At 65.3% G+C, this 17,820-nt stretch carries 14 protein-coding genes and 1 pseudogene; 2 read left to right on the forward strand and 13 right to left on the reverse strand.

Annotated elements, in window-relative coordinates; genetic code table 11:
- Positions 1-3: 3 nt before the first annotated feature.
- On the reverse strand, positions 4-786 hold the full coding sequence (locus tag B7D75_RS16865; protein ID WP_107114245.1) for an AraC family transcriptional regulator: 783 nt from the start codon (positions 784-786) through the stop codon (positions 4-6).
- Positions 787-866: 80 nt separating this feature from the next.
- On the opposite strand from B7D75_RS16865, the gene panB reads away from it, so the two are divergent.
- A complete protein-coding gene (panB, locus tag B7D75_RS16870; protein ID WP_003149396.1) occupies positions 867-1,688 on the forward strand; it encodes a 3-methyl-2-oxobutanoate hydroxymethyltransferase in 822 nt (273 codons plus the stop codon).
- 10 nt (positions 1,689-1,698) lie between these two features.
- Here panB and B7D75_RS16875 read toward each other — a convergent pair whose 3' ends face one another.
- From B7D75_RS16875 to B7D75_RS16895, 5 genes are all read right to left on the reverse strand, one after another.
- Complete coding sequence (locus B7D75_RS16875; protein WP_107114246.1) at positions 1,699-2,424, reverse strand: dienelactone hydrolase family protein; 726 nt, start codon at positions 2,422-2,424, stop codon at positions 1,699-1,701.
- 68 nt (positions 2,425-2,492) lie between these two features.
- Positions 2,493-4,397 (reverse strand): molecular chaperone HtpG, encoded by a 1,905-nt coding sequence (gene htpG / locus B7D75_RS16880; protein WP_033998636.1) that lies wholly within the window; start codon positions 4,395-4,397, stop codon positions 2,493-2,495.
- A 115-nt stretch (positions 4,398-4,512) separates the two neighbouring features.
- Complete coding sequence (locus B7D75_RS16885) at positions 4,513-5,742, reverse strand: MFS transporter (protein WP_107114247.1); 1,230 nt, start codon at positions 5,740-5,742, stop codon at positions 4,513-4,515.
- 36 nt (positions 5,743-5,778) lie between these two features.
- The gene (locus tag B7D75_RS16890) at positions 5,779-6,225 is read right to left on the reverse strand and encodes a PaaI family thioesterase (protein WP_107114248.1); all 447 of its coding nucleotides are present in this window, start codon (positions 6,223-6,225) and stop codon (positions 5,779-5,781) included.
- The gene (locus B7D75_RS16895) at positions 6,222-6,695 is read right to left on the reverse strand and encodes a PaaI family thioesterase (RefSeq protein WP_012076291.1); all 474 of its coding nucleotides are present in this window, start codon (positions 6,693-6,695) and stop codon (positions 6,222-6,224) included. Before B7D75_RS16895 ends, B7D75_RS16890 begins: the two co-directional genes overlap by 4 nt.
- Positions 6,696-6,866: 171 nt before the next feature.
- On the opposite strand from B7D75_RS16895, the gene B7D75_RS16900 reads away from it, so the two are divergent.
- Positions 6,867-7,103, forward strand: a complete 237-nt coding sequence (locus tag B7D75_RS16900; RefSeq protein ID WP_003149385.1) for a hypothetical protein — start codon at positions 6,867-6,869, stop codon at positions 7,101-7,103.
- Positions 7,104-7,161: 58 nt separating this feature from the next.
- On the opposite strand, the gene B7D75_RS16905 is transcribed toward B7D75_RS16900, so the two are convergent.
- The 7 genes and pseudogenes from B7D75_RS16905 to B7D75_RS16935 form a co-directional block, all read right to left on the reverse strand.
- Positions 7,162-7,926, reverse strand: a complete 765-nt coding sequence (locus tag B7D75_RS16905; RefSeq protein ID WP_003149383.1) for a DUF599 domain-containing protein — start codon at positions 7,924-7,926, stop codon at positions 7,162-7,164.
- Between the two features lie 145 nt (positions 7,927-8,071).
- Positions 8,072-9,385: a branched-chain amino acid transport system II carrier protein gene (gene brnQ, locus B7D75_RS16910; protein WP_033998640.1), complete on the reverse strand. Its 1,314-nt coding sequence runs from the start codon at positions 9,383-9,385 to the stop codon at positions 8,072-8,074.
- 311 nt (positions 9,386-9,696) lie between these two features.
- Entirely contained in the window at positions 9,697-10,584 is an 888-nt protein-coding gene (gene sucD / locus B7D75_RS16915) for a succinate--CoA ligase subunit alpha (RefSeq protein ID WP_003087428.1), read from the reverse strand.
- A pseudogene (gene sucC, locus B7D75_RS16920) lies at positions 10,584-11,749 on the reverse strand (ADP-forming succinate--CoA ligase subunit beta). Before sucC ends, sucD begins: the two are co-directional and overlap by 1 nt.
- A 327-nt stretch (positions 11,750-12,076) precedes the next feature.
- Complete coding sequence (gene lpdA, locus B7D75_RS16925; RefSeq protein WP_003087422.1) at positions 12,077-13,513, reverse strand: dihydrolipoyl dehydrogenase; 1,437 nt, start codon at positions 13,511-13,513, stop codon at positions 12,077-12,079.
- Between the two features lie 68 nt (positions 13,514-13,581).
- The gene (odhB, locus tag B7D75_RS16930; protein ID WP_024915985.1) at positions 13,582-14,814 is read right to left on the reverse strand and encodes a 2-oxoglutarate dehydrogenase complex dihydrolipoyllysine-residue succinyltransferase; all 1,233 of its coding nucleotides are present in this window, start codon (positions 14,812-14,814) and stop codon (positions 13,582-13,584) included.
- Between the two features lie 42 nt (positions 14,815-14,856).
- Complete coding sequence (locus B7D75_RS16935; protein WP_033998642.1) at positions 14,857-17,688, reverse strand: 2-oxoglutarate dehydrogenase E1 component; 2,832 nt, start codon at positions 17,686-17,688, stop codon at positions 14,857-14,859.
- Between the last annotated feature and the right edge of the window lie 132 nt (positions 17,689-17,820).

Consider the following 17,820-nt stretch of genomic DNA (forward strand, 5'->3'; position numbering starts at 1 on the left):
GGCTCAGCCGGGCAAGCGCAAGGAGCGGGCGAAGCAACCAGGGGTCTGGCCGAAATGACGCTGGAACAGGCTGATGAACGCCGAGGTGGAGTCGTAGCCAAGGTCGCTGGCCACCCGCGTCACGCTGGCACCCTCCTCCAGCGCGGCGACCGCGTTGAGCAGACGCAGGCGCTGGCGCCACTCGCGAAACGACAACTGGGTCTGCTCGCGGAACAGCCGCGCCAGGGTCCGTCGGGAAGCCCCCACCAGTCCCGCCCAATCCTCGATGCCGCGCGAATCGGCCGGGTCCGCCTGCAGTGCGTCGGTGATCCGACGCAAGCGCGGATCGACGGGCAGCGGCAGGGTCAGCGGCGCCTCGCGCAGGCGACCGATCTCGTCGGCGACCACCTGCATCAGCCGCTCCGCCTCGCCACCCGGCGGATACTCGCGGGGAAACCCCGCCGCCCGCGTCAGCAATTCGCGCAGCAGGCCGGAGACCTCCAGCACCCGGCAGGCGCCGGGCAACGCGTGGTCCAGGTACAGGCTGCGGAACAACACGGTGTTGCAGGCTTCTGCGGCATGCCGGACGCCCGCAGGGATCCATAGCGCGTGCTGCGTCGGCACCAGGTAGCTGCGGCGCTCGGTACTGGCGCGCAAGATACCGCTGGCGGCGTACATCAACTGGCCCCAGGGATGCTCGTGCATCGCTACCCGATGGCCGGCGGGCATCTCGAAGGCGCGCAGATAGACCGCGCATGGCAGGCTGCGGAACCCCGGCAGGTCGCGTTCTTGTCCCATTTGCGGCATCGGTTGTCCCCATCCGTCGAGTGAGCGGTGCGCCGTCGATGGTAGCGTGTCGCTCCCCGCAGACAAACCGGAGCCGCCGCATGAGCAGCCATCGCCCACAACACCGCCTGTCCGTCCCCGACCTGCAGCACCGCAAGGGCGCTGGCAGCCTGGTCGTCTTGACCGCCTACAGCACGCCCATGGCGCGCCTGCTCGACCCGCATGCCGACCTGCTGCTGGTCGGCGATTCGCTGGGCATGGTGCTCTACGGCATGCCCAGCACGCTGGGCGTGAGCCTGGAGATGATGATCGCCCACACCCTGGCGGTCGTGCGCGGCAGCCAGCGGGCTTGCGTGGTGGCCGACATGCCCTTCGCCAGCTACCAGGAGTCGCCCCGCCAGGCCTTTCGCAACGCCGCACGCCTGCTGGCGGAGAGCGGCGCCCAGGCGGTGAAGCTGGAAGGTGGCGAAGAGCTGGAGGAAACCGTGGACTTTCTCGTACGCCGCGGCGTACCGGTGCTCGCCCACATCGGCCTGATGCCGCAGCGGATCAACGCCATGGGCGGCTTCAAGGCCCAGGGCCGCGATCCGGAAAGCGCCGAACGGGTGCGCCGCGACGGCCTCGCCATGCAACGCGGCGGCGCTTTCGCGGTGGTCATCGAAGGCGTCGGCGAACCGCTGGCACGCCGCCTGAGCGAGGAACTGGCGATTCCCTGCATCGGCATCGGCGCCTCGCCGGCCTGCGATGGCCAGGTGCTGGTCAGCGAGGACCTGCTCGGGCTCAGCGGCGAGCAGGTACCGCGCTTCGTCGAACGCTACGCGCGGCTCGACCGGGAAATCGCCGAAGCGGCCCGGCGCTTCGCCGAGGACGTGCGCGAACGGCGCTTCCCCGAGGCCCGGCACTGCTTCGCCATGCGCGAGTAGGTCGTCGGTCTCAGGCGAAGACTTCCGCCAGCAGGTCGTCCATCGCCTGGAAGGCACGGCGGGAGGTCCTGGCGTCATAGTGCATCTTGCCCGGCACCTTGGCATGCGGGTCGGTGAAGGAATGCACCGCGCCACCATAGCTGGTGAGCTGCCAGTCGACGCCGGCATCGGACATCTCCCTGGCGAAGGCCGGCAACTGCTCGCGCGGCACCAGCGGATCGGAGGCGCCGTCGAGCACCAGGACCGCGCCCTTGATGTTCCTGGCATCCGCCGGGTCCGGCGTGTCCAGGGTGCCATGGAAGGAGACGAAGGCCTTCAGCTCGGCGCCGTCGCGCGCCAGCTCCAGCGCGCAGCAACCGCCGAAGCAGAAACCGAAGGCGGCCTGGAGGGTCGCATCGACAGCCGCGAGCTTCTGTCCGCGCAGGGCTGCCAGCGCCGCCTGCATGCGCTTGCGCAGCAAGGCGCGGTCGTTCTTCAGCGGCATCATCGCCGCGCCCGCCTCGTCGCCGTTCTGCGGACGCACGTCCCTGCCGTAGAGGTCCGCCACCAGCACCACGCGGCCTCGCCCGGCGACCTGCCGGGCAATCTCCAGCGCGCCGGCGCTCACGCCCATCCAGTTCGGCGCCATCAGCAGGCCCGGACGCGGCCCCGCGTGGCTGGCGTCGTATACCAGTTGACCTTCGTACGGCTGCCCATCGATGTCGTAGGCGACCGGCTCTACACGAATCTCACTCATGGCTACTGCTCCCTGCGAGAGTTGGAAAAGACAAAGCCCGCCGAAGCGGGCTTTGTCGGGGCTACTGCTTAAGCGGACAGCTCCACCAGCAGCTTGTTCAGTCGGCGTACATAGGCGCCCGGGTCCTTGAGGCTGTCTCCCGCGGCCAGGGCGGCCTGGTCGAAGAGGATATGCGACAGCTCGCCGAAGCGGTCCTCGTCGGGCTCCGCATCCAGCTTCTCGATCAGCGGATGCTGCGGGTTGATCTCGAAGATCGGCTTCGACTCCGGCACCTTCTGCCCGCTGGCCTCGAGGATCTGCCGCATCTGCAGGCCGAGGTCCTGCTCGCCGATGGCGAGGATCGCCGGCGAGTCGGTCAGGCGATGGGACACGCGCACTTCGCTGACCTGCTCGTCGAGCACCTTCTTCAGGCGTTCGATCAGGCCTTCCTTGCTCTTGGCGACCTCTTCCTGGGCCTTCTTGTCCTCTTCCGAGTCCAGGCTGCCGAGGTCCAGGTCACCGCGTGCGACATCGACAAACGACTTGCCATCGAAGTCCGGCAGGTAGCTCATCAGCCATTCGTCGATGCGATCGGTGAGCAGCAGCACTTCGATGCCTTTCTTGCGGAACACTTCCAGGTGCGGGCTGTTCTTCACCTGCGAATAGCTCTCGCCGGTGAGGTAGTAGATCTTGTCCTGGCCTTCCTTCATCCGGCCGATGTAGTCGGCCAGCGCTACGCTCTGCTCGCCCGAGTCGCCGCCGGTGGAGGCGAAGCGCAACAGGCCGGCGATCTTCTCCTTGTTGCCGAAGTCTTCCGCCGGGCCTTCCTTGAGGACCTGGCCGAAGTTCTTCCAGAAGGTCTTGTACTGCTCCGGCTCGTTCTTCGCCAGCTTCTCCAGCATGTCCAGCACGCGCTTGGTCAGCGCCGACTTCATCGAGTCGATCACCGGATCCTTCTGCAGGATTTCCCGGGAGACGTTCAGCGACAGGTCATTGGAATCGACCACGCCCTTGATGAAGCGCAGGTACAGCGGCAGGAACTCGTCGGCCTGGTCCATGATGAACACCCGCTGCACGTACAGCTTCAGGCCACGCGGCGCTTCGCGATGGTACAGGTCGAACGGCGCGCGGCCCGGCACGTAGAGCAGCGAGGTGTATTCCAGCTTGCCTTCGACCTTGTTGTGGCTCCAGCTCAGCGGGTTCTCGAAGTCATGGGCGACATGCTTGTAGAACTCCTGGTATTCCTCGTCCTTCACCTCGGCGCGCGGACGGGTCCACAGCGCGCTGGCACGGTTGACCGTTTCCCATTCCGGCTCGGCGGGCTTTTCGGCCTCTTCGCCATGGAACTCCTTGGGCAGCTCGATCGGCAGGGCGATGTGATCGGAGTATTTCTTGATCACGTTGCGCAGGCGCCAGCCATCGGCGAACTCCTCCTCGCCCTTCTTCAGGTGGAGGACGATACGGGTGCCCCGCTCAGGCTTGTCGATGGTGGCGACGTCGAACTCGCCCTCGCCCTTGGACGACCAGTGCACGCCTTCGCTGGCCGGCTGGCCGGCGCGACGGGAGTAGACATCGACCTTGTCGGCGACGATGAAGGCGCTGTAGAAGCCGACGCCGAACTGGCCGATCAGGTGCGAGTCCTTCTTCTGGTCGCCGGAGAGGTTCTTCAGGAAGTCGGCGGTCCCGGACTTGGCGATGGTGCCCAGGTGGGTCACCACATCCTCGCGGCTCATGCCGATGCCGTTGTCTTCCAGGGTGACGGTATTGGCCTCCTTGTCGAAGCTGACGCGGATCTTCAGCTCGGCGCCACCCTCGAGCAGCTCGGGATTGGCCAGGGCTTCGAAACGCAACTTGTCGGCGGCGTCCGAAGCGTTGGAAATCAGCTCGCGGAGGAAGATTTCCTTGTTCGAATAGAGAGAATGAATCATCAGGTGAAGCAGCTGCTTCACTTCAGTCTGAAAGCCCAGTGTCTCTTTTTGGGTTTCCACGCTCATCGCTCCAAGCTCCATCAATGACATAAGCCGCGTACCACGGCGGATGTCCCCTAGGTGGGGCCTTCTCCCGGATTTTCAAGCGCTTATGCAAAAAAACCGTTCGCGCCTGCCGCCCCTAGCGCTCGAGCAGCTCGAGACGGGCGATCTCCGCCGGACGCAACAGGTAGCTCGCCTCCCCCGCCCCGGGCATTTCCCGGCGGATCACCAGCCGTCCCTCGCCGTCGAGGCCGGTGAAGCGGCCCTCGGCGATTCGTCCGCGCAAGGTGGTGGCCTTGACCAGGCGCTGGCGATAGCGCTCGGGCTCGACCTGCACCGTCTCCAGGTCCAGCTCCGCGTTGCGCGGCGCCGGCGGCACCTGCGGTTCGGGCGCAGCGACCAGGAGCGCTGGCGCCTGCTCCGCCGGCAGTTCGGCGAAGTCGTCGCCGCGTACCGCCCATTCCCGACGGGCGTTCCGCTCCAGCGTCAGCTCCAGGACCTCGCTCCGGCCGCCCACCAGCGCCTCGACGCGCAGCGGACGGGCACGGCTGGCCGCGCGCCAGGAGGGGGCCCGGACGAGGCTGACATCGCGATTGGCGAAGCGTCGTTGCAGGTAATCGCGCAGGACCAGCGCCACGGTATCGTCGGAGTCGTAGCCGAGGTCGACCTTGCCGTAACGGTAGCGCAGGCGGTCGGTATACAGTTCGAGATGACCGCTGAGGGTGGTGCGGTAGTCGCTCGGCAGGCTCAGGTGGAACTCCCCCGCCAGGCGGTTCGGCGCCTTTGGCTCGAGGTCCAGGTGCAAGGTGTAGCCCCGGGCGAGGCGACGGGCTTCGGGCAGGTCCTGTTCCGGCAGCAGCCAGCTCAGTTCGATTTCCGGTAGCGCCCCGCCGTCCTCCGGCAGCACATCCAGGCGCAGCGGACCGGTCGGCTGGGCCGGCAGGCGGATCTGCAACTCGCGCTGGGCATAGAAGTCATGGCCCTGGCGCAGGCTGAGCACGCCATCGATCAGTTCGCCGCTCTGCGGCATGAACGGTCGCCCGTTGAACTCGCCGCGCAGGACTATGGCCAGTTCCGCCGGCGGCTTGGCTTCCGGCTTCAGCCAGCGCAGGCTGAGGATAGCCTCCAGCCGCGCGGCGTCGTGGTTGGCCAGCAGGGCCAGGCCGACCACCAGCGGGATACAGCCCAGCGCGGCGAGCCCCACGCCCTTGCGCGCGGTGCGCCAGTGCACACCGATGTAGACCAGCGCCACCGGCGGCAGCAGGCTGCCGTAGCCCCACAGCAGGCCGGTGCCGAAGGCCAGGACGATGACCCAGATATAGCCGGCGACCATCAGCAGCAGGCCGCCCAGTATCAGCAAAGCATCCATCGCGATTTCCTCAGGCCCGGCGGCGCGACGCGCCGCTCACGGCTCGTCCACCTTGAAGTGCGCCCGCGCAGTGGCGATCGGCTCGCTCTGGGTGCTCTGCCAGGCAGTGATCGCGACATTCGCCACCCGCCGCCCCTGGCGCCAGACCTGGCATTGCGCGTAGGTATCGCGGAAGTGCCCGGCGCGCAGGTAATCGATGGAAAAGTCGATGATCTTCGGCAGGTGCGGCATGCTCATGAAAGTCAGCAGGTGCAGCATCGCCGCGTGCTCCATGAAACCGGCGATGACCCCGCCATGGATCGCCGGCAGGGTCGGGTTGCCGATGTTGTCCTTGCTCGCCGGCAGGCGGAAGACCATGTCGTCACCCAGGCGCAGGCATTCGATGCCGATCAGCCTGGCGTAGGGGATGAGCTCCAGCAGCAGGCTGTAGTCGTTGTTCTGCCGCGCTTCGCGGACCAGTTGTTCGAGGCTGGCCGGGCTCATGCCGCACCTCCCTGCGCACCCGGCCTGGCGCTACCGGCGCGGGCGACGCCGCCCATGCGCATGAACGCGCCGACGACATGGGCGATCGGCTGACCGGGATCGTCCTGGTAGGCGAAGCCACGGGTGAAGATCACATTCGGCGTGACCCGGTAGCACTCGGCGAAGCCATAGACATCCTTGTTCGGCTCGGCGGGGTGCATGTAGTCGATGCGCAGGTCGAGGGTCGGGCAGATCTCGAATTCCGGCAGCACGCACACCGTGGAGATTCCACAGGTGGTGTCCATCAGGGTGGTGATAGCGCCGCCATGGATCACCCCGCTTTCCGGATTGCCGATGATCGCCTGGCTGTACGGCAGGCGCAGGGTCAGGCCTTTTTCATCCGCGGCCTCCACCGTCACGCCCAGCACCTGGCAGTGGCGCAGGGCCGAGAGAAAGCGGCGGGCGCGCTCGAGGAGGGGGTTTTCCGACATGACGGCAACCTTGCTAGGAATTTTCCGAAGGCGAATCATACCCTGCGACCAAAGCCCCGGCAGCCGGGGTTTCGGCCATATCGATCGAAATAATCGAAGTGTGTGGAACTTCACGCCCCGGCCCATGTTCAAAGGGCTACAACGAGGAAAGCCGCACATGGAGGCTAAACGATGAAAAAGACCGTAACTCTTGCCCTGCTGCTCGCCGCCAGCCTTGGCCTGGCCGCCTGCGACAAGAAAGAGGAAGACAAGGCAGCCGCCCCGGCAGCTCCGGCTACCGAGCAGCAGCCCAGCGCTCCGGCTACTCCGCCTGCCGAGCCCAGCACCCCGGCGCCGTCGAGCGACACTCCGGCCACCCCGCAGACTCCGGCCCCGACTCCGGAGCAACCGCAACAGAACCAGCAATGAGTTCTTGTTGACGTACCCTGAAAGAGCCCGCGCAAGCGGGCTTTTTCATGCCCGGGATTCAGCCCCTGGGCACCTCGCCCTCGCCTTCCCGTGGGCTTTCGGAAATGGCGGTCGCGGTGTAGACCATCACTTCCAGCACGTCCGAATGGAATTCTCGGCGATAGAGAACCAGCACCACGCCGGTCGTCACCAGCATGAAGAACCAGGAATTGATGAACCAGGCGAGCATGGCCAGGCCGAAATAATACGAACGCAGGCCGAAGTTGAACTGGTTGGCGGCCAGCGAGATCACCCGTGCCGCGCGCTCGGCGAAGGACTTGCGCTCCAGCTCGCCGACGTTGCGCTCACCGATCATCGGCGCCGAACCGACCAGGATCGCCGCGAAGTTGTACTGGCGCATGCACCAGCTGAAGGTGAAGAAGGCGTAGACGAAGACCACCGCCAGGCACAGCAGCTTCAGCTCGGACAAGCCGCGACTGGCCTCCTCGACGAACGGCAGGTCGGCCAGAACCGAGACCGCGCGGTCGGTGGAACCCAGCAGGGTGAGAATGCCGGCGAGGATGATCAGGGTGCTGGAGGCGAAGAAGGATGCGTTGCGCTCCAGGTTGCCGATCACGCTGGCATCGGCGATGCGGTTGTCGCGCAGCAGCAGCCGGCGCATCCAGTCCTCCCGGTAGAGATGCAGGACGCTGGCCAGGCAGGCGGTGTCGCGCCCCTTCCAGGTCGCATAGCGGGTGTAGCCCACCCAGCAGACCAGGAACCAGAGCGCCGCCAGCAGGTGTTGCAGCAGGTGCCCGTTGAAGATGCCGAGTTCGGCAGTCATGAAAACTTCCCCCGTGAGCCGGCCGGGAATCGCCCCGCCGTTGTTTCGCGCCGTTGGGACGTCGCCCGCCCCGGCCAGGACACGACTTTCGTCGGCTCATGAAAAAGGCCGCCCGCAGGCGGCCTTGGCGCGTACGCCTGAGGTCTCAGGCAACCGCTTCGCGTGGCTTGCCCAGCAGTCGATCGCAGATGACCGCCAGGACGAGCGCAATGGATACCGGCAGCAACCATCCCAGGCTCTGGCCGGCCAGCGGGAGCTTGGCGAAGACCTCCGGCACCCATCCGTTCAGCTTGGCCGCCCCCAGCCCGTCGACGATGCCGAAGATCAATGCCACGATCATCACCGGCACGAATACCCGCGGAGCCGATACCCAGAGACGGTCGAACAGGCTCAGGGCGATCAGCACGATGGCGAGCGGGTAGAGTCCCACCAGCACCGGTACCGAAAGGCTGATCAACTGGGTCAGCCCCTGGTTGGCGACCAGCAGGCTGAACAGCGAGAACACGATCACCACCACCTTGTAGGAAACCGGCAACAGCTCGCTGAAGAACTCGCCGCAGGCGGTGATCAGCCCCACCGCCGTGGTCAGGCACGCCAGGGTGATGACCACCGCCAGCAGCAGGCTGCCGGAAATGCCGAAGGTCTGGTGTACGTAGGCGGTGAGTATCTGCACGCCGTTCTGCGCATCGCCGGCGATGCCCTGGCTGGTGGCGCCGAGATAGAAGAGCGCAAGGTAGACCAGCGACAGGCCGGTCGCAGCGATCATGCCGGCGATCATCGAATAGCGGGTGACCAGGCGACTGTCGCTGATACCACGGTCACGGATGGCGGTGGCGATGACGATGCCGAAGACCAGCGCGCCCAGCGTATCCATGGTCAGATAGCCTTGCAGGAAGCCCTGCACCAGCGGCGCGCTCCGGTATTCCCCCGAACTGCTGCCGATCTCGCCCGCGGGCGCGAAGATCGCCGCGCCGCCAAGGACCAGCAGGGCCGACAGCAGCACCGGCGTGATGACCTTGCCGACCCGGTCGACGAGGCGGCCCGGGTTCAGCACGAGGAACAGCACCACGGCGAAATAGGCGACGGTGTAGACGAGCAGCGGCGCGCCTCCGTCCCCGGTGAAGGGCGCGACGCCCATCTCGAAGGACACCACGGCCGTACGCGGCGTGGCGAACAGCGGACCGATGGCGAGATAGACGGCGATGGCGAACGCCACCCCCGCACGCCGCCCGATCGGCTGGGTCAGCCGGCCGATACCGCCGCCGACGCGAGCCAGAGCGACCACCGTCAGCAACGGCAGGCCGACACCGGTGAGGAGGAAGCCGAAGGCCGCGCTCCACACATGTTCGCCCGCCGCCATACCGGCGCTCGGAGGAAAGATGATGTTACCCGCGCCAAGAAAAAGCGCGAACGTCATGAAGCCAAGGGCGAGCAGGTCGAACCCTTTCAAATGAGTCATAGGAGGATGTACCACTGGCAGAAGTCTCGGTTGTTCGGGGTTTCCCTTTGGGGGTGTTAGGAAACATCGTCCTTCCGGATGGGGAGGACCGGTCAAGCCGCCCGACCCCTTTTGAGGGCCATGTGGCGTTATCGCTGCAGGTGCGATGACCTGCGGGGCATTGCATGGCGCGTCCGACGGTTTTGTCGGACAAGAACCGCTGGCAATGATAGCGCATCGCGACGACATCCGTTCGACGGACACGATAAAACGACGAAGGCCACCGCTGTGAGGCGGTGGCCTTCGTTCTGGAAGTCAGAAAACCCGGGAAATCAGGCCTTCTTCACTTCCCAACCGGTCAGCTCGGCCAGGGCCTTGCCGATGTCGGCCAGGGAACGCACGGTCTTCACCCCGGCGTCCTGCAGGGCGGCGAACTTCTCGTCCGCGGTGCCCTTGCCACCGGAGATGATGGCGCCGGCGTGGCCCATGCGCTTGCCCGGAGGGGCGGTCACGCCAGCGATGTAGGACACCACCGGCTTGGTCACGTTGGCCTTGATGAAGGCCGCGGCCTCTTCTTCAGCGGAGCCGCCGATCTCGCCGATCATGACGATGGCTTCGGTCTGCGGGTCTTCCTGGAACAGCTTCAGGATGTCGATGAAGTTGGAGCCCGGGATCGGGTCGCCGCCGATGCCCACGCAGGTGGACTGGCCGAAGCCGGCGTCGGTGGTCTGCTTCACGGCTTCGTAGGTCAGGGTGCCGGAACGCGACACGATGCCGACCTTGCCCGGCAGGTGGATGTGACCCGGCATGATGCCGATCTTGCACTCGCCGGGAGTGATCACGCCCGGGCAGTTCGGGCCGATCAGGCGTACGCCCAGCTCGTCGCACTTGACCTTGGCGTCCAGCATGTCGAGGGTCGGGATGCCTTCGGTGATGCAGACGATCAGCTTGATGCCGCCGAACGCCGCTTCCAGGATCGAGTCCTTGCAGAACGGAGCCGGAACGTAGATGACCGAGGCTTCGGCGCCAGTGGCTTCCACGGCTTCCTTGACGGTGTTGAACACCGGCAGGCCGAGGTGGGTGGTGCCGCCCTTGCCGGGGGTCACGCCGCCGACCATCTTGGTGCCGTAGGCGATGGCCTGCTCGGAGTGGAAGGTGCCCTGGCTACCGGTGAAGCCTTGGCAGATGACTTTGGTGTCTTTGTTGATCAGGACGCTCATTACTTACCCTCCGCGGCCTTGACGACTTGCTGGGCAGCGTCGGTCAGGCTGGTTGCCGCGATGATGTTCAGGCCGCTCTCGGCCAGGACCTTGGCACCCAGTTCAGCGTTGTTGCCTTCCAGGCGGACGACGACCGGAACCTTCACGCCGACTTCTTTGACGGCGCCGATGATGCCTTCGGCGATCATGTCGCAACGCACGATGCCGCCGAAGATGTTCACCAGAACGGCCTTCACGTTGCTGTCGGACAGGATGATCTTGAACGCTTCGGTGACGCGCTCCTTGGTCGCACCGCCGCCAACGTCGAGGAAGTTGGCCGGCTTGCCGCCGTGCAGGTTGACGATGTCCATGGTACCCATGGCCAGGCCGGCGCCGTTGACCATGCAGCCGATGTTGCCTTCCAGCGCGACGTAGTTCAGCTCCCACTTCTGCGCATGGGCTTCACGGGCGTCGTCCTGGGACGGGTCGTGCATGGCGCGTAGCTTCGGCTGGCGGTACAGGGCGTTGCTGTCGATGTTGATCTTGGCGTCCAGGCAGTGCAGGTTGCCGTCCTTCTTGATCACCAGCGGGTTCACTTCCAGCAGGGCCAGGTCGTAGTCCTGGAACAGCTTCGCCAGGCCGACGAAGATATGGGTGAACTGCTTGATCTGGTCGCCCTTCAGGCCCAGCTGGAAGGCCAGCTCGCGGCCCTGGTACGGCTGCGCGCCGACCAGCGGGTCGATGGTGGCCTTGAGGATCTTCTCGGGAGTGTCGTGGGCGACCTTCTCGATGTCCACGCCACCCTCGGTGGAAGCCATGAACACGATGCGGCGGCTGGAACGATCGACGACGGCGCCGAGATACAGCTCCTTGTCGATGTCGGTGCAGGACTCCACCAGGATCTTGCTGACCGGCTGGCCGTTGGCGTCGGTCTGGTAGGTCACCAGGTTCTTGCCCAGCCACTGCTGGGCGAACGCCTTGGCGTCCTCTTTGCTCTTCACCAGCTTCACACCGCCCGCTTTACCGCGGCCACCGGCGTGCACCTGAGCTTTGACGACCCACTCGCTGCCGCCGATCTTGTCGCAGGCTTCTGCGGCCTCTTCGGGGTGTCTACGGCAAAGCCCTTGGATACAGGCAGGCCGTATTCAGCGAACAGCTGCTTACCCTGATATTCGTGGAGATTCATGCTTGTCTACCGTTATTCGTCTAGGTATTGCGCATTTCGGTGGAGCACTCGTGGCGCCCCACCACCTGTGACCGTCACTTCGCGAACCGCCCGGCTCGCGAGAAAACAGTCCGGCGGTATGCGCCCGCGGCCACCTCGCAACGGTCGCCGGCGCTCACCCACCGTGGTTCTTCTGAAAGTCTGCCGCTGCGTCATCCCGACGCAGGCGGCAAACCGTGGATTCTACAGAACCCGGACCCGACAAGGCCAGGAACCTGTCCTGGCCTGACGGACGACGCGTCCCGCGTCGTTGTGACGCCCCTGGCGTGAACCGGGGCGTCGGTTCACTCAGCGCTTCTTGCGGTTGGCGATATGGATGGCATGGCCATTCACCGCCAGGGCGGCTTCGTGCAGGGCTTCGGACAGGGTCGGGTGGGAGAAGACCATCATGCCCAGGTCCTCGGCGCTGGTGCCGAACTCCATGCCGATCGCGCCCTGCTGCACCAGCTCGGCGGCGCTCGGGCCGATCACGTGGACGCCCAGCACGCGGTCGGTCTTCGCATCGGCGATGACCTTGACCAGGCCGGTGGTGTCGTTGGCGGCCATCGCACGACCGCTGGCGGCGAACGGGAAGGTGCCGACGTTGACTTCGACGCCCTCGGCCTTGAGGGTCTGCTCGGTCTTGCCGACCCAGGCGATTTCCGGGTGGGTGTAGATGACCGACGGGATCAGGTCGTAGTTCATCTGCGCCTTGTGGCCGGCGATGCGCTCGGCGACCATCACGCCCTCTTCCGAGGCCTTGTGCGCGAGCATCGCGCCGCGGACCACGTCACCGATGGCGAAGACGCCCGGCACGCTGGTCTTGCAGTGGTCGTCGACGTAGATGAAACCACGCTCGTCGAGGGTCACGCCGCTGTCGGCGGCCAGCAGGTCGGTGGTCACCGGGCGGCGGCCGACCGCGACGATCAGCTTGTCGAAGGTTTCCTTCTGCTCGCCGTTGGCGTCGGTGAAGGTCACGGTGACCTGCTTCTTCTTCACTTCCGAAGCGGTCACGCGGGCGCCCAGACGGATGTTCAGGCCTTGCTTGGTCAGGACCTTCAGGGCTTCCTTGGCGATCTGCTCGTCGGCGGCCGGGAGGAACTTGTCCAGGGCTTCCAGGACGGTCACCTCGGCACCCAGGCGGGCCCATACCGAACCCAGCTCCAGACCGATGACGCCGGCGCCGATCACGCCCAGCTTCTTCGGCACGGCCTGGAATTCCAGGGCGCCGGTGGAGTCGACGATGATGTCGTCGGTCAGCGGGGCCGGCGGGATCTCCACCGGACGGGAGCCGGAGGCGATGATCACGTTCTCGGCTTCCAGGACCTGGGTCTTGCCGTCCAGGCCGGTCACTTCCACCTGCTTGTTGGCCAGTAGCTTGCCGTGGCCTTCGAAGGAAGTCACGCCGTTGGCCTTGAACAGAGTGGCGATGCCGCCGGTCAGGTTCTTGACGATGTTGGCCTTGCGCGCAACCATCGCCGGAACGTCGATGGTGACGCCCTTGGCTTCGATGCCATGGACTTTGAAGGCCTCTTTGGCCTCGTGGTACTTGTAGGAGCTGTCCAGCAGCGCCTTGGACGGGATGCAGCCAACGTTCAGGCAGGTACCGCCGAGCGCCACCTTGCCTTCCTTGCCGATGTACTTCTCGATGCAGGCGGTCTTCAGGCCCAGCTGGGCAGCGCGGATGGCGGCAACGTAACCGCCGGGGCCGGCACCAATCACTACCACGTCGAATTTCTGGCTCATATCTCAATCCTTATTCGGGTGAAACCGGACGGCCCCACGAGGGGGCCGCCGTGAAGAGAAACGCTAAATCAGACGTCCAGCAGCAGGCGAGCCGGATCTTCCAGCAGGTCCTTGATCGCCACCAGGAAGCTCACCGCTTCCTTGCCGTCGATCAGACGGTGGTCGTAGGACAGCGCCAGGTACATCATCGGCAGGATCACCACCTGGCCGTTCACGGCCATCGGGCGCTCCTGGATCTTGTGCATGCCGAGGATGGCGGTCTGCGGCGGGTTGACGATCGGGGTCGAGAGCAGGGAACCGAACACGCCACCATTGGAGATGGTGAAGGTACCGCCGGTCATGTCCTCGATGGTCAGCTTGCCTTCCTTCGCCTTCTTGCCGAAGTTGGCGATGCCGCCTTCGATTTCGGCCAGGCTCATGAACTCGGCGTTACGCAGGACCGGGACCACCAAGCCACGATCGCTGGAAACGGCAACGCCGATGTCCTGGTAGCCGTGGTAGACGATGTCGTTGCCGTCGATGGAGGCGTTGACCCCCGGGAAGCGCTTCAGCGCCTCGGTGGCGGCCTTGACGAAGAAGGACATGAAGCCCAGGCGAACACCGTTGTGCTTCTTCTCGAAGAGGTCCTTGTACTTCGAACGCAGGTCCATGATCGGCTTCATGTTGACCTCGTTGAAGGTGGTCAGCATGGCCATGGCGGACTGCGCCTCGACCAGGCGCTCGGCGACCTTGGCGCGCAGGCGGGTCATCGGCACGCGCTTCTCGACACGATCGCCAGCGGCGAAGATCGGCGCCTCGGCGGCCGGAGCGGCAGGCTTGGCCGGAGCGGCCGGGGCGTTCTTCTTCGCTTCGACGGCGGCGACCACGTCTTCCTTGGTCACGCGACCGCCCTTGCCGGTGCCGGCGATGCTGTTCGGGTCGATGCCGGCTTCCTCGGCCAGCTTGCGCGCGGCCGGGGACAGGATGGCATCGTCGCCGCCAGCGGCAGCCGGAGCGGCAGCGGCCTGGGCAGCCGGAGCGGCGGCGGGCGCAGCGGCAGCCGGAGCGGCCGGAGCGGCGGCACCGCCTTCGTTCAGCTTGCCGAGCAGCTCGTTGCTCAGAACGGTGTCGCCTTCGTTCTTGATGATCTCGGCCAGCACGCCATCAGCCTCGGCGAGAACCTCGATGACGACCTTGTCGGTCTCGATGTCGACGATCAGTTCGTCACGCTTGACCGCTTCGCCCGGCTTCTTGTGCCAGGTGGCGACGGTGCCGTCGGCGACCGATTCCGGGAAGGTTGGGGCTTTGATTTCGATAGCCATTATGTGCGTTTCCTTAAATTCGGTTTCTTCAGCGCGTAGGCGTTAAACAGTAAAGGCGTCTTGCAGCAGTTTTTCCTGCTGCTCGGCGTGCATCGAGGCGTAGCCGCAAGCCGGAGCAGCGGAGCCTTCGCGACCGGCGTACTCGAGGTTGAGACCCTTCTTGTGCGCGGCGATGACACGGCGCATGTGATGCTGGCTGCAGAACCAGGCACCCTGGTTCATCGGCTCTTCCTGGCACCAGACGATGTGCTTGAGGTTCTTGTAGGGAGCCAGAACCTCCGCCAGGTCGTCTTCCGGGAACGGATACAGCTGCTCGATACGGACGATCGCGGTGTCTTCGCGGCCTTCCGCGCGACGCTTCTCCAGCAGGTCGTAGTACACCTTGCCGCTGCACAGCACGACGCGGTCGACCTTCTTCGGATCCAGGCTGTCGATTTCCGGGATCACGGTCTGGAAGGAACCGTTGGCCAGATCTTCCAGGGTCGAGATGGCGAGCTTGTGACGCAGCAGGGACTTCGGCGTCATCACGATCAGCGGCTTGCGCAGCGGGCGGATCACCTGACGGCGGAGCATGTGGTAGACCTGGGCCGGGGTGGTCGGCACGCAGACCTGAACGTTCTGCTCGGCGCAGAGCTGCAGGTAGCGCTCCAGACGCGCGGAGGAGTGCTCCGGGCCCTGCCCTTCATAGCCGTGCGGCAGCAGCATGGTCAGGCCGCAGAGTCGGCCCCACTTGCTTTCGCCACTGGTGATGAACTGGTCGATGACCACCTGGGCGCCGTTGGCGAAGTCGCCGAACTGGGCTTCCCAGATCACCAGCGAGTTCGGCGTGGTGGTGGCGAAACCGTATTCGAACGCCAGCACGGCCTCTTCCGAAAGGAAGGAATCGTAGATATCCAGGCGCGGCTGGCCGTCGAACAGATTGGCCAGCGGTACGTAGACCGAGTCGTCCTTCTGGTTGTGCAGCACCGCGTGACGGTGCGAGAAGGTGCCACGGCCGACGTCCTGGCCGGTCATCCGCACCGGATGGCCTTCGAACAGCAGGGTCGCGTAGGCCAGGGTCTCGGCGAAGCCCCAGTTGATCGGCAGGCCACCGGCCGCCATCTTCTGGCGATCTTCGTAGATCTTCGAAACCTGGCGCTGAACCACGAAGCCTTCCGGCACTTCCAGCATCTTGCTGGACAGTTCCTGCAGGGTCTTCAGGTCGAAGCGGGTGTCGTGACGCGCGGTCCAGGCATGACCCAGGTACGGACGCCAGTCGACGAACAGTTCCTTGTTGGGCTCCTTGACCAGGCTCTTCACCACGTGCAGGCCGTTGTCCAGCGCGTCGCGGTAGTCGTCGATCTTCGACTGGACCTGCTCGGCGCTGAGCACGCCGGCGTTCACCAGGGTGTCGGCGTACAGCTCGCGGGTGGTGCGCTGCTTGGCGATCTGCTGGTACATCAGCGGCTGGGTGCCGCTCGGCTCGTCGGCCTCGTTGTGGCCACGACGACGGTAGCAGACCAGGTCGATGACCACGTCGCGCTTGAACTGCATGCGGTAGTCGACGGCCAGCTGGGTGACGAACAGCACGGCTTCCGGATCGTCGCCGTTGACGTGGAAGATCGGCGCCTGAATCATCTTCGCCACGTCGGTGGCGTACTCGGTGGAGCGCGCATCGTCCTGGCGGCTGGTGGTGAAACCGACCTGGTTGTTGATCACCAGGTGGATGGTGCCACCGGTCTTGTAGGCGCGGGTCTGCGACATCTGGAAGGTTTCCATGACCACGCCCTGCCCCGCGAAGGCGGCATCGCCGTGGATGGAAATCGGTACCACCTTGTCGCCGGAACCGTCCTTGCGGCGATCCTGGCGAGCGCGAACGGAACCCTCGACCACCGGGGAAACGATCTCCAGGTGGGACGGGTTGAACGCCAGCGCCAGGTGGACTTCGCCACCGCTGGTCATCACGTTCGAGGAGAAGCCCTGGTGGTATTTCACGTCACCGGAGCCGAGCTCGACGATCTTCTTGCCTTCGAACTCGTCGAACAGGTCGCGCGGGTTCTTGCCCAGGGTGTTGACCAGGACGTTCAGGCGGCCGCGGTGGGCCATGCCGATGACGATTTCCTTGGCGCCGTAGGAACCGCAGCGCTGGATGATCTCGTCGACCATCGGGATCAGGCTCTCGCCGCCTTCCAGGCCGAAACGCTTGGTGCCCGGGTACTTGGTGCCCAGGTACTTCTCCAGGCCCTCGGCGGCGGTCAGGCGCTCGAGCAGGTGCGCTCGCGCCTCGGCGGAGAAGCCGGGACGGCCGCGCACGCTTTCCAGGCGCTGGAGGAACCACTTGCGCTGCTCGGAATCGACGATGTGCATGAACTCGGCGCCGAAGGTACCGCAGTAGGTGCTCTTCAGGCTGTCGACGATTTCACGCAGGGTCGCTTCTTCCTTGCCGATATAGAGCTCACCGGTGCGGAAAGTCGTATCCAGGTCGGCACCCGTCAGACCATAGTGGTCGATCGACAGGTCGGCAGGCGCGGGACGCTGCCACAGGCCGAGCGGGTCGAGGGTGGAGGCCTGGTGGCCGCGCAGACGGTAAGCGTGAATGAGACGAAGGACTTCGACCTGTTTCTTCTCGTGCTCGCTGCTCACGCTGCCGGCGGAAACCGGCTGGGCACGGCGCTGGTTCTTGGCCAGCAGGACGAAATGGTCGCGCACCGTGGAGTGCGAAACGTCGGGGGCGGGATTGCCATCGGCGGGAAGCTTCTGGAAATACGTGCGCCACTCTTCTGGCACAGCGTTAGGGTCGTGCAGGTAGAGCTCGTAGAGCTCTTCGACGTAGGCAGCGTTACCACCGGATAGATGGGCACTGTTCCACATCCGCTGCATTACGCTTTCGTGCATGCTAGGTCACCCTCGGTAAGGGGACAACCACCTGGCGAAACCTTGAAGGCTCCGAAGTCCTCAGGCAGCGACATCGGTATGGCCACTACAGATCCCGCAGATAGTCCGGGTACCAGCCCGGATGCCCCTGCT

It is taken from the genome of Pseudomonas paraeruginosa, assembly GCF_003025345.2.
GTDB lineage: Bacteria > Pseudomonadota > Gammaproteobacteria > Pseudomonadales > Pseudomonadaceae > Pseudomonas > Pseudomonas paraeruginosa.

Bases quoted from the DNA above. Each gene is read 5' to 3' on its own strand.
- B7D75_RS16865 (WP_107114245.1), bottom strand. From the start codon at position 786: ATGCCGCAAATGGGACAAGAACGCGACCTGCCGGGGTTCCGCAGCCTG.
- panB (WP_003149396.1), top strand. From the start codon at position 867: ATGAGCAGCCATCGCCCACAACACCGCCTGTCCGTCCCCGACCTGCAG.
- B7D75_RS16875 (WP_107114246.1), bottom strand. From the start codon at position 2,424: ATGAGTGAGATTCGTGTAGAGCCGGTCGCCTACGACATCGATGGGCAG.
- htpG (WP_033998636.1), bottom strand. From the start codon at position 4,397: ATGAGCGTGGAAACCCAAAAAGAGACACTGGGCTTTCAGACTGAAGTG.
- B7D75_RS16885 (WP_107114247.1), bottom strand. From the start codon at position 5,742: ATGGATGCTTTGCTGATACTGGGCGGCCTGCTGCTGATGGTCGCCGGC.
- B7D75_RS16890 (WP_107114248.1), bottom strand. From the start codon at position 6,225: ATGAGCCCGGCCAGCCTCGAACAACTGGTCCGCGAAGCGCGGCAGAAC.
- B7D75_RS16895 (WP_012076291.1), bottom strand. From the start codon at position 6,695: ATGTCGGAAAACCCCCTCCTCGAGCGCGCCCGCCGCTTTCTCTCGGCC.
- B7D75_RS16900 (WP_003149385.1), top strand. From the start codon at position 6,867: ATGAAAAAGACCGTAACTCTTGCCCTGCTGCTCGCCGCCAGCCTTGGC.
- B7D75_RS16905 (WP_003149383.1), bottom strand. From the start codon at position 7,926: ATGACTGCCGAACTCGGCATCTTCAACGGGCACCTGCTGCAACACCTG.
- brnQ (WP_033998640.1), bottom strand. From the start codon at position 9,385: ATGACTCATTTGAAAGGGTTCGACCTGCTCGCCCTTGGCTTCATGACG.
- sucD (WP_003087428.1), bottom strand. From the start codon at position 10,584: ATGAGCGTCCTGATCAACAAAGACACCAAAGTCATCTGCCAAGGCTTC.
- lpdA (WP_003087422.1), bottom strand. From the start codon at position 13,513: ATGAGCCAGAAATTCGACGTGGTAGTGATTGGTGCCGGCCCCGGCGGT.
- odhB (WP_024915985.1), bottom strand. From the start codon at position 14,814: ATGGCTATCGAAATCAAAGCCCCAACCTTCCCGGAATCGGTCGCCGAC.
- B7D75_RS16935 (WP_033998642.1), bottom strand. From the start codon at position 17,688: ATGCACGAAAGCGTAATGCAGCGGATGTGGAACAGTGCCCATCTATCC.